The following is a 13,426-nucleotide window of genomic DNA, read 5'->3' as shown; positions in this document are numbered from 1 at the left end:
AATGCCGCAAGCCGAGAAGCGGCTAAGGGAGCGAACAACGTTGGATTCGCAGCAAGCGCGCATCGTGATCGTGGGAGCCGGACAGGCCGGTGCCCGGGCCGCCGAGGCATTGCGTGCAGCCGGACATCGCGGCCCGATCAGCCTGATCGGCGAAGAAGAGCATCTTCCCTACGAGCGCCCGCAACTGTCGAAGGCCATGCTGATCGACCGCGAAGCCGTTCCGGCCCTGATCCGGCAGGCTCGGGAGTGGCGTGATCTCGACATAGCCCTGCTCACCTCGTCGCGCGTGGTGGCCGCCGATGCACAGCGGCGCGCTGTCGTCCTTGCAAACGGGCAAGAGCTTTCGTTCGACCGACTGCTGCTCGCGACCGGGACGCGGGTGCGGCGACTGCCCGAACTCGACAATGGCCCCCTTCCCGTCCGCTATCTCCGTGGCATCGGCGATGCGCTCGCTCTGCGCCGGGAATTGCAGCCGGGACGGCGAGTGGCGCTTGTCGGCGGCGGGGTCGTCGGCCTCGAGGTCGCCTCCGCCGCAACTGGGCGGGGTTGCCAGGTCACGATCATCGAGAGAGCCGAGGGCCTGTTGCCTCAGATTGGCTCCCCCTCGCTCGGCCGATTTCTTCGCCACCTCCATTCGTCGAAGGGTGCGGAGATTATCTGCGGCGCCGTGGTAGTGCGAACCACGTCTTACGGACTGGAGCTCGGCGACGGCCGAACCATTCCCGTCGATATCGCCCTGGTGGGAGTCGGCGTCGAACCGGTCACCGAGCTTGCGGCCCAATTGGGCCTCGAGTCCCAGCACGGGATTCGCGTCGCGCCGACCGGCGCCACCGCCGCCGATGGAATCTTTGCCGCAGGCGACGTCGCTGAGCAATGGAGCCGAAACCATGAACGCTGGATGCGCGTCGAGAACTGGGCAAACGCCCAGAACCAGGCGATCGCCACCGCCAGGTGCATGGCTGGAATAGAGACCGCCTATGACGCACCGCCCTGGTTCTGGTCCGACCAGTACGACGCCAACATCCAGGTTGTCGGCAATCCAGCCGGCGGACACGAGATAGTCAGGGGCGACGTTGACGCCGGGCGCTTCACGACGATCAGCGTCCGCGATGACGAGATCATCGGCGGCACCACCGTCAATGCCGCGCGAGACATGGCGGTACTGCGCCGTCTCGTCGCCGCACGAAAGCCGGTTCGAAAAAACGAACTTGAGAATCCCGCCTTTCAGCTGAAGCGCTTACTCGCCGCCTAGGGAAGAGGACACCGCAATGAACGCAGAACACCCGCAGCCCGCGCTGCTCGTCGATCCGGTCCATCGCATTTTCAAGGTGGCGCGACGCAACTTCGTCGATCCCGAGATCTTCAAGGCCGAGAAGGAAAAGATATTCGACCGCTCGTGGCTATACCTCGGGCATTCGTCCGAGCTTCCCAAGCCCGGCGACTTCGTTACCCGCAAGGTGGCCGGCCGGGGCATCCTGTTCACCCGGGACAGCAAGGGAGAGCTGCGTGCGCTGCTCAATACCTGCCCGCATCGCGGCGCTCAGGTTTGCCGCGAGCGCAAGGGCAATGCCAAGTCATTCCAGTGCTTCTATCACGGCTGGGTGTTCGGCGCGGACGGCAAGCTCCGTAGCCAGCCGGGCGAGGCCTCCTACCCCGAGGGTTTCAAGGGCCGCGACACCTCGAACATGCAACCGGTGCCGCGGTTCGAGACCTACCGCGGTTTCAACTTCGTCTCATTCGATAGCGACATTATTCCGCTCGTCGACTACCTCGCCGGCGCGAAGGAATACCTCGACGTGATCTGCGATCAGACCGACGCCGGAATGTCGATTGTCGCGGGCAGCCAGGAATATTCGATCCGGGCCAACTGGAAGCTGCTCACCGAAAACAGCATCGACGGCTATCATGCCGCGACAACCCACGCGACGTACTTTGACATCCTTATGAGCTCGACCGATAATCTTGCCACCGGAATGGGCGGCGGCGGCTATGGCTACGATCTCGGCAATGGCCACGCGGTGCTTGAATATGGTGCGCCGTGGGGACGGCCGGTCGCACAATGGATCCCCGGCTGGGGAGAAGCCGGCAAGTCCGAGATCGATCGGATCTACGCCGATCTCGTCCAGCGTCACGGCGAGGCGCGTGCCGAGCGGATCGCGCGCAAGAACCGCAACCTTTTCATTTTCCCAAATCTCGTCGTGAATGACATCATGGCATTGACCGTGCGCACCTATTACCCAATGGCCCCCGACTACATGGTCATCAATGCATGGGCGTTAGCGCCAAACGACGAATCCGCGTGGGCGCGAAAGTATCGGCTCAATAACTTTCTCGAGTTCCTTGGCCCCGGCGGCTTTGCCACGCCCGACGACGCCGAGGCGCTGGAGCATTGCCAACGTGGCTTCGAGAACTCCAAGGAAGCTCTTTGGAACGACATCTCGAAGGGAATGGGCAAGGACAAGGCCCATCACGACGACGAGCTACAGATGCGTGCGTTCTGGACGCAGTGGAACAAGCAGATGTTCCCCGCACCGGCATCCGGCATCAAGAGTGTCGCGGCCTGAGGAGAACGAAATGCAATCCGTAAGCCGCACCGAAGTAGAAGATTTTCTGTTCAACGAGGCCGAGCTGCTCGATCAATGGCGATTGCCGGAATGGCTGACACTCTTCACCGAGGACGCCAGGTACGAAGTGCCCTGCACCGACCTGCCGGCGGATGCATCGTCGGACAGCAGTCTGTTCTACATCGCCGACGACCGCATGCGGCTTGGCGAGCGGGTCAAACGGCTGATGAAGCGTACCGCGCATGCGGAGTTTCCGCATTCGAAGACCAGCCGGATCGTCGGCAACGTCCGCATTCAGTCGCGACATGAGGATGAGCTCGACGTCAGCGCCGTGTTCCAGACGCTACGGACCAAGGACGGCGTCACCGATCTCTACTTCGGGACGAACAAATATCGCCTTGCGCTGCAAGGGGAAGGCTTTCGCATCCGGGAAAAGCGCTGCCTGCTCGGCGGCGAAGGCCTGCGGCCGAGCGGCCGCATCAGTATCGTTCTTTGACAGGTCAGATTAGATGAATTCCCGCTTCAAAGGACAGACGGTCGTGATCACCGGTGCTGCCAGCGGCATCGGTGTCGTCATCGCTCGCCATTTTGCCGATGCCGGCGCCAACCTCGTGCTCTCGGATATTGACGAGAAGCGCCTTGGGACAGTCGCCGACGACATCTCCAGGAGCGATGTCCAGCGACCGGTCGTAAGAGCCGGCGACCTTTCGCGGGAGGACGTCGCAAGCGGCGTCATCAAGGCTGCCGTCGAGACATTTGGAACTCTCGACGTGCTCGTGAACAACGCCGGCGGGGGGATTATCAAGCCGTTCCTCGATCACACGCCGGCCACGTTGCGGACCACGATCGATCGCAATCTCTGGACAACGCTGTGGTGCACCTGGCACGCCGTCCCGATCATGAAGGCCAAGGGTTACGGCCGCATCGTCAACATCGGAGCGGACTCGGTCCGCAACGGGCTTTGGGATCACGCCGCCTACAATGCCGCGAAGGGTGGCGTGCACGCGATGGCGACCGGCCTCGCGCGTGAATTTGCCAAGGACGGCATCACTGTGAATGTCGTGGCCCCCTGCATCGTCGACACCCCCCAGGTGCGGCAAGTTACACTCAAGGCGCCAAAGGCACTGCAACGCTTCATCGACGTGGTGCCGATGGGACGCGCGGCCGAGATGGACGAAGTGGCATCGATGGTATGCTATCTGGCTTCGAAGGAGGCATCGTTCGTGACTGGACAGGTTATCAGCGTCAATGGCGGAAGTACGATGCTATGACGATCACGACCAGCGGCATTCTCATCGGCAGGGTTGAGGACTTTCCTGAGGGGGAGATTCGTCCCGCGGCGATGCCGGACGGTACCAATCTCGCCATCTACAACGTCGGCGGAGCGATCTACGCCACTGCAGACCTGTGCACCCATGGCGAGGCCTCGCTATCCGACGAAGGCATCCTGACGGGAAACATCGTCGAATGTCCCTGGCATTTTGGTACATTCGATGTCACCAGCGGTGAGCCGACCGGCATGCCGTGTACGGTTCCTTTGAAGACCTTCACGGTCAAGGTGATTGAAGACGGCGTCTATGTCCAACTCTGAAGACTCCAAGCTGACCTCTCGCCGGGGCCCCCAGGCACCCAGGGCACCTGCACCCCGGCAAAAGCTGAGATCGCGCCGGGACAGCACGGCCGAGCCGAAATACTCGCCTCGGCGAACCCAGGCAGAGCGCAGCGAGACTACGCGTAAGCAACTGATGGAAGCCGCCGTCAAGCTTATTCGCCGGAACGGCCTCGGCGGCCTGCGCACCATCGAAGTTGCCGACCTCGCCGGCGTTTCGCGCGGTGCACTAATGCATCACTTTCCCAGCAAGCACGAGCTCGTGGTGGCTGTGCTGGCCTATGTCAACGAGGTCACGTTCACCCAGAGCATGCGCCGTGCGCAATCGGCGCGGCACGACGGCGGCGATCCGATCGACGGCATCATCAAGGACGCTCAGGACTTCTTCTTCGGTGACTATTTCTTCATCGAGCTCGCTGTCGCAATGAGCGATGACAGTACCCGGCAGCTGAGGCGCGAGACGCACCAGTTTGCCCGGCAGACGCGCTTCTCGATCGAGGCAACCTGGCTCGATACGCTGATATCGTCGGGAATTCCGGAGCAGCTCGCGAAGGATGTACTTGCCTTGACCCTGAGCGTGGTTCGCGGCTTCTCGGTCAGGATGCTGATCGAGAAGGATCCGGATCGCTTTTCGCGCCTTCTTGGTGTCTGGCGCACGATCGTCCGGCAGTACATCGAGGATGCGATGCCCACGCAGTCGAGAAAGCGGACATGACGGGACGGGTTTCGGCAGAAGGAACGCCGCACGATTCACTGATCGGGCTCTGCTACGTCAGATTGGCCGTCCGCGAGCCGCAGCCGGCGGCAGCATTCGCCGCCGACATCCTGGGGCTGCAGCCGGTGCCCGACAAACAGGCCCTGCTGTTCCGATCGGACGACCGCTATCACACGTTGTCGCTTGTGCCGGCGACGGCATCATCCTCGGTCGGCATCGAGGTTTCCGGTCAGGCTGCTCTCGATCGCGTGGAGCAAGCACTTCAGAAGAGCGGCTTCACGGCGCGCCGGGCAGACCCCGACGAGTGCAGGCAGCGCTTCGTGCGCGATGCACTCATCGTGCGGGATGCCAGCGGCAACGAGATCGACCTGGTGCTACGGCCGGCGCAAAGCGGCCGCCGCTATTTTCCCAGCCGAGACGCCGGCATTACCGGACTGCAGGGCGTGGGACTGCGCAGTCTCACATTGAAGGACGACCAGCAATTCTGGAGTTCCATTCTTGGCGCCCGGATCAGCGATTGGGCCGGCGACGTGACCTACCTCAGGCTCGACCGGAAGCACCACCGCCTTGCCCTCTACCCGTCTGATCGAGCCGGCATTCTCTATGTCAGCTATGGCGTCGAAAGCCTGGATGCGATCATGCAGGGCCACTATTTCGTGCAGGAACGCCAGATCAAGATCCTGCACGGTCCCGGACGCGAGCCCGCATCCGGACAGATCTTTCTGAGATTTGAAGGGCCAGAGGGGTATGTGTTTTCCTACACCCACGGCCTCAAGGACGTCGATCCCGATCACCACCCACGGCAGTTCTCCGCGCACCCCTCCTCGCTTTGCGAATGGGGCAGTCCATGCCAGGGCATCCCCGAAATACAGCTGGCTAGCGATTGACGTACGCTGAGATATGGAGGCGCAACATGATTGAATTGCGGGATCTCGCTTATGTACGGCTGGGCGCTTCCAACCTCGAGGACGCGCAAAGTTTCGCAACCAGGAGCCTCGGCCTGCAGGTTGGCGAGCAGGCGAAGGCAGCGCTCTATCTGCGGTCCGACGACCGGGCCCACACGCTCTGCTATTTCGAGGGCGATCCGCAGGACCAGACGGTGGCTTTCGAAGTCACCGATGAAGACAAGCTCAACGCTGCCGGCGCGGTCCTCGATTCGTTGGGACATGCCGTCCGCGCCGGTACGCCGGATGAGTGCGCGCTCCGCAAGGTCAGGGCCTTCATCGGTTTCAAGGATCCGACCGGAAATCAGATCGAGCTGGTGGTGCGCCCCGAGCGCAGCGGCAAGCGATATTTCGCCACCCGCGATGCGGGAATTACCGGATTCAGTCATGTAGGACTATTTACGACTGATCCCGTGCGGGACGAACTGTTCTGGACCCAAGTGTGTAACGCGCGGGTCAGCGACCGCATCGGCGACATCGCGCTGATGCGGGTTAACGCGATCCATCACACTGTCGCGCTCGCCCCCGGTCGGGGGCCGGGTGTCCACCACATCAACCATCAGGTCGAAAGCAACGACGATGTGCTGAGGTCATATTATCATCTGTCTGGCCAGCGCGTTCCGATCGTCTTTGGTCCGGGCCGCCACCCGACCTCGGGCGCGCGGTTTCTGTATTTCCAGGGCCCAGACGGGATGGTGTTCGAATATTCAGTCGGCGTTGATGAGATCGAGGACGAAGCGACGCACCGCCCTCGACAGTTCGGCTTCGAACCCTCAAGCCTTTGTATGTGGGGCGCAAAATCGGGTCGCGCGCGCTAACAATTCCTTGCTCGCGTTGCTGCGCGTTCAGCCCGGCAGTCCCGCTATAATGCTCGCGCGAAATTGGCGAAGGACTCATCCGCGAGCTTCTTGCGGCCCCATTGATCAGTCGTTGCTCCAACCGCGGCCGATCTTCGCGCCAACGTGGTAGCTCAAGAGCGAGCCTTCCTCGCGCTCGACGGGATCAACCTTGGCCGGTGAAGCTCGGCGGATATGGGACACAGCATTTCTGGCGGTTGAGACCCCGCGATACTCGATCACCTTTCGGACCATGCTCGGACTGCCGAGGCGCCAAATGGGCGACGGGAAACAAGCTTCGAAGCGTCGAACGGTTGGCCAGCGTGCATTCGCGGCCAACAGGATGCTGCGGCAAACGGCCGGGCAGTCCTTGCTTCGCACAAGCGCAAGATGGCTCGGAGCCATCCGCATCGGCGATCAATATTAGCTGCTGCCTGCGGCGTACGCCGATTCCGCGCAGATTCTACAGCTGGGATTTTGAGCTTAAAGTCTTCAGGACGGCCAGGCACTCGGATGTCATGCTTTTCATGATATCGCGAACGGGCCGTTCAGCCTTGATGCTGCCGACAATTTGCCCCGACATGTAACCCATGTAGTCGACCGCGTTGGCCAGTTCGAGCCGCTTGAGCGCAGGTGCCACAAGCAGCTTTTGCGCTGCAAGCGGCAGCGGCTCTGGTGCGTCAGGAGCATCCCACGCGTCTGTCCACTTGCTGCGCAAGCCGCGCAGCGGCTTCCCGGTGTCGTATTTGCGCTGGATGGCGTCTTGGGAGCGCGCCGCTACGAACCTCTTACGCATGTCGGGAGACAGCTCACTCTCGGAAGCGCCGAGCCAGATCGTCCCGCACCACACGCCCTCGGCTCCCAGCGCAAACGCGGCTGCGACATGCCGGCCGCTACCGACTCCCCCCGCGGCCAGCACCGGAATCGGCGCGACCGCTTCGACCACTTCCGGCCAAAGTACCATTGAGGAGATCGTACCGGTGTGTCCTCCTGCTTCGCTTCCCTGCGCTACGATCAGATCAACGCCAGCCCGCACATGCTTGAGCGCATGTTCGGCGCTGCCGGCCATCGCACCGACTTTGATGCCGCGGCTGTGCAGCCTATCGACGACATAGGCCGGCGGCGCGCCCATAGCGCTCAGCACGAACTTCGCCTGCGGATGCCGGACCACGATCTCCAGGACCTCGAGAACACCCTCTTCGGTGTGCCCGTGGCCCGGCGGCTTCTCGCGTAGCATCTCCGCCTCGACTTCCGGCGGCAATGGCGGGATTCCTGCGTTGTTCAACAGCTTTTCGACGAACTCGATGTGCTCCTTTGGCAGCGCCTTAAGCCGTTCCGACATTGGTGTGACCTGCCCGACCTTGTTAGCGAACAGAACATCAATGCAATAAGGGCGTCCGCCAGTCTTCTCATCCATGTCGGTGAGGATGCGTTCGAGCTCGTCCGGCTGATAGTAGCTGGCCGCCAGCGCGCCCATTCCTCCAGCATTGGTCACCTCGATCGCGACCTCAGGTTTGTGCGTAAAGCCGAAGATTGGGACCTCGATCCCGAACATTTCAGTAATACGGTTGCGCATCGGCACTCCAGTCTACGCGTTGCAGGTTCGGTTCAAGCCTGACCGAACTTCGGCTTGCGCTTCTCTTTGAACGAAATCGTCGCCTCCTTGTGGTCGGCGGTCTCGAACGTGACCTGCTCAAGCGCCATCGACGCCTCGAGCAGCAGGTTCACCCGATCCTTGACGATCTGGTTGATCGACAGTTTGGTCCAGCGGATCGCCCAGGTCGGCCCGTTGGCAAGCTCGACGGCGATCTCGCGGGCCATGGCCAATACCTCGGTGCGCGGCGCGACATGGTTGACCAGCCCGACCCGTTCCGCTTCCCTGCCCTTCAGGAGCGTGCCACGGATCAGGAATTCCTTGGCTTTGTTGATACCGACCAGCAGCGGCCAGATCACGGTGCCACCGTCGCCGGCGACCAGGCCGACACGCGAGACGTGGGTGTCGCCGATCCGCGCATCCTCCGCCATCACGGTGATGTCACAGAGCAGCGCGTGGGTCGCCGCAAGCCCGATGGCATCGCCGTTGATCGCCGCGATGATCGGCTTGTCGAGCTCGAGCTGGCGGGTAACGCCGCGCCGGCTGATCATGGGGTCATGCACTTCGCCTTCCTCAAGCACGTCGCCGCCAGGTCGCTGCGACATCGCCTTCACGTCGCCGCCGACGCTGAAGAAGTCGCCGGCGCCTGTCAGTATCACGACATTGACGGCATGATCGTCGGCGAGGTCGTCCCAGATCGTCCGCAGCTCGCGGATCAGTCTTTGGTTGATGGCATTGCGCGCTTGCGGCCGATTCAACGTCACGGTCGCGATCTTGTCGGCAACCTCTACCTTCAGGCATTCATATTTGGCGTACTGGTTCATCGTCGACTCCAATCAGGATGGTTGTTCTCTGATCTCTCGCGCGGCCGGGTCTGGTCCCGTCGTTCTGGTTACAAAGCCCGCGCAATCAATTCCTTCATGACCTCGTTGGAGCCGCCCCAAATCTTCTGGATACGACCGTCGCACCACATCCTCGCGACAGGATATTCCAGCATGTAGCCGTAACCTCCGTGCAGCTGCACGCATTGGTCTATGATCTCGCACTGTTTCTCGGTCGCCCACCATTTCGCCATCGCCGCGGTTTCCGCGTCGAGTGTTCCGGCGATCAACCGTTCGATGCAGGATTCGAGAAATGTACGCGTAACGGAAGCGGCAGTCTTGGCTTCGGCGAGCACCATCCGCGTGTTCTGGAATTCGATCAGACGCTTGCCGAATACCTTCCGCTCTTTGACATAGGTGACGGTTTCGGACAGCGCAGCTTCGCTCAAGGCAAGCGCCTGCATGGCGATATTGATGCGCTCCTTGGCGAGTTGCTCCATCAGCTGATAGAATCCGCGGCCCTCAACGCCTCCAAGCAAATTGCCGACCGGCACGCGCGCATCATCGAAGAACAGCTCGGCCGTGTCCTGTGCCTTGAGGCCGACCTTGTCGAGCCGGCGTCCGCGCTGGAATCCGGCCGTGTTCGCGGTTTCGATGACCAGTAGGCTGAAGCCGCGAACGCCGTTGTCGTCAGCGGCATCGGTCTTGACGGCGAGGCAGATCAGATCCGCGGTGTGGCCGTGCGTGATAAAGGTCTTCTGCCCGTTGACGACATACGCGTCGCCGTCCCGACGCGCATGGGTCCTGATGGCCCTGACGTCGGATCCGGCGCCCGGCTCACTCATCGCGAGCGCCGCCACAAGGTCGCCGCTGGCCATGCGCGGCAACCAGCGGCGCTTTTGTTCCTCGGTGCCGTACTGAGTCAAATAAGGCGCCAGGATCACATTCTGCAGCGGTATGCTGAAATCGGGGAATGCGATCCGCGCCAGCTCCTCGATGATGACGGCCTCGTGCCAGAAATCGCCGCCGCCACCGCCATATGCCTCCGGAGAGCTGGCGCAAAGCAGGCCGAGCGCGCCTGCCCTGCGCCACAGATCGCGGTCGATGTATCCCCTCGCACGCCACGCATCCGCGTTCGGTGCGACTTCCTCTGCAAGGAAGCGACGAACAGTCTCACGGAAGAGATCAAGTTCGGCGGGATCACGCGTCGCGGTCATGCGCTGATCCGGGGTCATTGACTTGCCAGCGGGCAACCGCCCTGATCGAGCGGCCGCACCGCTTTGTCTGCGGGGATCACGGCGATTTGCTTATAATAGTCCCAGGCGGCCTTGGATTCCTTCGGCGACTTCACCTCGAAGAGGTAGAGATCGCGGAGTACGCGGCCATCGGCCCGCAGCTTGGCATTGTGCGACATGAAGTCGTTGATGGGCATCTCCCGCATCTTGGCCATCACCTTATCGGGATCCTTGGAGCCGACGGCCTTGACTGCCTTCAGATAGTGATTGACGACGCTGTAGGCGCCGGCCTGCACTTGCGTCGGCATGGCATTCATCCGCTCATAGAACCGCTTGGCGAATGCGCGCGTCTCGTTGTTCTGGTCCCAGTAAAACGCTTCGGCAACGATGATGCCCTGGGAATCCTTCAGACCGACGCCGTGAATGGCGTCGATCGTGGCCATCAGCGCCGCGAGACGCTGGCCCCGTGATTTAAGGCCGAACTCCTCGCCCTGCTTGAGAACGGTGGCAAGATCGGCACCCGCCTCAACGACGCCGATCACTTTCGCTTTGGATGCTTGCGCCTGCAGCAGGAACGACGAGAAGTCCGTCGCGCCTGTCGGCGTACGCACCGAGCCGATCACCGTGCCTCCGCCGGCCTTGACCGCCGCGGACGCATCGCCTTCAAGGCTCGCGCCGAACACGGTGTCGTTGGTCAGGAAGAACCATGAATTCTCGCCGCGACTGACGAGACCAGTGGTCGGCCCATGCCCCAACGAATACGTGTCGTAAGTCCACTGCGCGACATAGGGCGAGCATTTCGTGCCGGTAAGCTCCGAACTAGCCGCCGCATTGAACAGCGCGAGCTTTTTCTTGCTCTTGGTCATGTCGGCGATAGCCAAGGCAAGGCCCGAGAACGGTACGTCGATGATCGCGTCCACATTCTCCTCGTCGTACCACTTCCTCGCGAGCGCAACGCCGACATCGACCTTCAGTTGGAAATCCGCCGAGACGATCTCGACCGGCTTGCCGAGCACCGGCCCGGCATCTTCGGCTGCGAGCTTTGCCGCCTCGACGCTGCCTCGCCCCCCGGCAGCGGAATAAACCGACGACTGGTCGCCGAGAACGCCGATCTTGACAGGCGTATCTTCGCTGGCCGGCGCGGCCACCGGCCCCACGACCAGCAGCGCGATGACCCCAATCCCGGTCCATCTCCAAAGCATGCTCACCTCCCCACCGTTGTTTGATTATTGGGCTTCCATCGCCATGATGGCATAATTTGTCGGACGTTCAACAAAATTATTATTGCCTTCTTCCGCCGCCCCCTTAGGATCGTTCTGGGAGCCAGAAGAAGCGGAACAAGGCGATCGATGCGACCTGCCGCCATGGAACGCGCAAGTCGGGCGTGCCCGATCGGTAGACAAAATCGCGGCTAGTCGCGGCCTGGGACCGGCCCAAGCGGCGGCTGGTCGAACTTGCCCGCAATGGCCTGGGAGAAGGACGACAGTGGCCGAGACGATCTTCGAAGCATTTCGCGCGAGTACAGCCGCAGCGCCGGACAACGCCTTCATCTGCGTGCCGGCCGGCACCTCCTACGCCCCCGATGGAATTGAGTGGACCTATCAAGATGTCATGCGGCGCGTGGCGGCTCTCACCGAATGCTACAGGCGCGCCGGATACGGGCTTGGACATCGCGTCGCCTTGCTCGTCGAGAACAGACCCGACTATTTTCTGCACTTGTTAGCGCTCAATGCGGTGGGAGCAAGCGTGGTACCGGTTAACCCCGATCACCGACACGCCGAACTGCTCTATCAGATGCAGCACAGCGGCGTGGTCCTTGCGGTCGCCCTTCCCCATCACGTTGAACGGCTGACTGCAGTTGCGGACGAATTGGCAGGTCAGTTCGTCGTCCTCACCGTGGACAGCTTGCCGGAACGGCTGCCCTCGCCGGCACGACCTGCGGCCACCGGCACGCTCGATCGAAAAACCGAGGCAGGGATTTTCTATACATCCGGCACGACTGGCCGCCCGAAAGGCTGCCTGACCACAAACGACTATTGGCTCTCCGCCGGCGAATGGTTCTTTACTCTTGCAAGAAGCGGCGGCCGCTTTTCGATCGCGGCTGGCCAAGATCGCCTATTCAACCCGATGCCGGTCTTCCACGTCCATGCTGGTGTGGTCGCCCTGATGCCGATGCTGCTGTCGCAGGGATGCGTAATCCGTCCCGAGTATTTTTCGGCGAAGCGTTGGTGGAACGAGGTATCAACCACCCGGGCGACCATCGTGCATTACATCGGAGCCGTACCACAGGCATTGGTCGCCCTGGACAGTTCGCCGGACGAACGTGCGCATGGCGTCCGATTTGGCTTTGGCGCAGGAATGGAGCCTGCCATTCACCGCGAATTCGAGGAACGCTTTGGCATCCCTCATCTCGAGGTCTGGGGCATGACTGAGGTTGGACGCTGGACGGCCAACGATCAGGATCCGCGGCCAATCGGCGTGCGGGCGATCGGGCGTGCGGTTGGTCCACTCGAGGCAAGGGTCGTCGGCGAACACAACAGCGACGTTGCGGCAGGAGCCGAAGGCGAGCTTGTCGTCCGGCTGGCCGGCGAAAATCCTCGCAAAGGCTTCTTTGCCGGCTATCTCGATGACGAGGCCGCAACCGAGGCCGGGTGGAGCGGAGGCTGGTGGCATTCGGGCGACATTGTTCGCCAGGACGAAGACGGGATCATCTATTTCGTCGATCGGCGCAAGAACATGATCCGGCGCTCTGGCGAAAACATTGCGGCCACCGAAGTGGAGACCGTACTTTGCCGGCACCCCGCGGTTGATCAGATTGCGATTCTGGCTGTCCCTGACGAGAAGGCGGGAGAAGAGATCTTTGCCTGCGTCGTCCCTGCCCCGAACCGTATGGCCGACTATCAGCTTGCGCACGACATCGCCAACTATTGCAAGGAGCAGCTCGCCTACTACAAGGCTCCCGGATGGATTCTGTTCCTCGATCGGATGCCAGTCACCGCTACTCAGAAGATCAACAAGGCGCAAATCTTCGCACCCGGCTTGGATCCCCGGACCCTCACCGGCGCAATTGACCTGCGCGGAATGAAGAAGCGCAGTTAGCTACAAGCT

13 protein-coding genes are annotated in these 13,426 nt (G+C 61.9%); 9 read left to right on the top strand and 4 right to left on the bottom strand.

The genetic code is table 11. The features are described from left to right. Nucleotides 1-40: 40 nt before the first annotated feature. The 8 genes from IF803_RS07465 to IF803_RS07430 are packed head-to-tail and all read left to right on the top strand — an operon-like array spanning nt 41 to nt 6,650. Nucleotides 41-1,252 (top strand): NAD(P)/FAD-dependent oxidoreductase, encoded by a 1,212-nt coding sequence (locus IF803_RS07465; RefSeq protein ID WP_461191765.1) that lies wholly within the window; start codon nt 41-43, stop codon nt 1,250-1,252. 16 nt (nt 1,253-1,268) lie between these two features. Next, complete coding sequence (locus IF803_RS07460; RefSeq protein ID WP_461191764.1) at nt 1,269-2,564, top strand: aromatic ring-hydroxylating oxygenase subunit alpha; 1,296 nt, start codon at nt 1,269-1,271, stop codon at nt 2,562-2,564. Nucleotides 2,565-2,574: 10 nt separating this feature from the next. Continuing rightward, the gene (locus IF803_RS07455; protein WP_038381873.1) at nt 2,575-3,060 is read left to right on the top strand and encodes an aromatic-ring-hydroxylating dioxygenase subunit beta; all 486 of its coding nucleotides are present in this window, start codon (nt 2,575-2,577) and stop codon (nt 3,058-3,060) included. A gap of 13 nt (nt 3,061-3,073) precedes the next feature. Continuing rightward, a complete protein-coding gene (locus IF803_RS07450) occupies nt 3,074-3,835 on the top strand; it encodes an SDR family NAD(P)-dependent oxidoreductase (protein WP_028342782.1) in 762 nt (253 codons plus the stop codon). Next, nucleotides 3,832-4,155, top strand: coding sequence for a non-heme iron oxygenase ferredoxin subunit (locus tag IF803_RS07445; RefSeq protein ID WP_069277405.1), 324 nt, complete (start codon nt 3,832-3,834; stop codon nt 4,153-4,155). The genes IF803_RS07450 and IF803_RS07445 overlap by 4 nt, the downstream gene beginning before the upstream one ends. After that, a complete protein-coding gene (locus IF803_RS07440) occupies nt 4,127-4,888 on the top strand; it encodes a TetR/AcrR family transcriptional regulator (protein WP_461191763.1) in 762 nt (253 codons plus the stop codon). The genes IF803_RS07445 and IF803_RS07440 overlap by 29 nt, the downstream gene beginning before the upstream one ends. After that, entirely contained in the window at nt 4,885-5,775 is an 891-nt protein-coding gene (locus IF803_RS07435; RefSeq protein WP_461191762.1) for a VOC family protein, read from the top strand. Before IF803_RS07440 ends, IF803_RS07435 begins: the two co-directional genes overlap by 4 nt. Before the next feature lie 26 nt (nt 5,776-5,801). Next, nucleotides 5,802-6,650 (top strand): VOC family protein, encoded by an 849-nt coding sequence (locus tag IF803_RS07430; RefSeq protein ID WP_461191761.1) that lies wholly within the window; start codon nt 5,802-5,804, stop codon nt 6,648-6,650. 481 nt (nt 6,651-7,131) lie between these two features. Here the strand turns inward: IF803_RS07430 and IF803_RS07425 are convergent, their stop codons facing one another. The 4 genes from IF803_RS07425 to IF803_RS07410 form a co-directional block, all read right to left on the bottom strand. Further along, complete coding sequence (locus tag IF803_RS07425) at nt 7,132-8,244, bottom strand: NAD(P)H-dependent flavin oxidoreductase (protein ID WP_461191760.1); 1,113 nt, start codon at nt 8,242-8,244, stop codon at nt 7,132-7,134. Between the two features lie 32 nt (nt 8,245-8,276). Continuing rightward, on the bottom strand, nt 8,277-9,086 hold the full coding sequence (locus tag IF803_RS07420) for an enoyl-CoA hydratase/isomerase family protein (RefSeq protein ID WP_461191759.1): 810 nt from the start codon (nt 9,084-9,086) through the stop codon (nt 8,277-8,279). A gap of 68 nt (nt 9,087-9,154) precedes the next feature. Further along, nucleotides 9,155-10,300 carry an acyl-CoA dehydrogenase family protein gene (locus IF803_RS07415; protein WP_461191758.1) on the bottom strand — a complete coding sequence of 382 codons (1,146 nt, stop codon included), beginning with the start codon at nt 10,298-10,300 and terminating at the stop codon, nt 9,155-9,157. 14 nt (nt 10,301-10,314) lie between these two features. Next, nucleotides 10,315-11,520 carry an ABC transporter substrate-binding protein gene (locus tag IF803_RS07410; protein ID WP_461191757.1) on the bottom strand — a complete coding sequence of 402 codons (1,206 nt, stop codon included), beginning with the start codon at nt 11,518-11,520 and terminating at the stop codon, nt 10,315-10,317. 283 nt (nt 11,521-11,803) lie between these two features. On the opposite strand from IF803_RS07410, the gene IF803_RS07405 reads away from it, so the two are divergent. Further along, on the top strand, nt 11,804-13,417 hold the full coding sequence (locus tag IF803_RS07405) for an AMP-binding protein (protein ID WP_461191756.1): 1,614 nt from the start codon (nt 11,804-11,806) through the stop codon (nt 13,415-13,417). Nucleotides 13,418-13,426 lie beyond the last annotated feature (9 nt).

The organism is Bradyrhizobium sp. UFLA06-06 (assembly GCF_054820065.1).
This window is presented reverse-complemented; position numbering and strand designations above follow the sequence as displayed.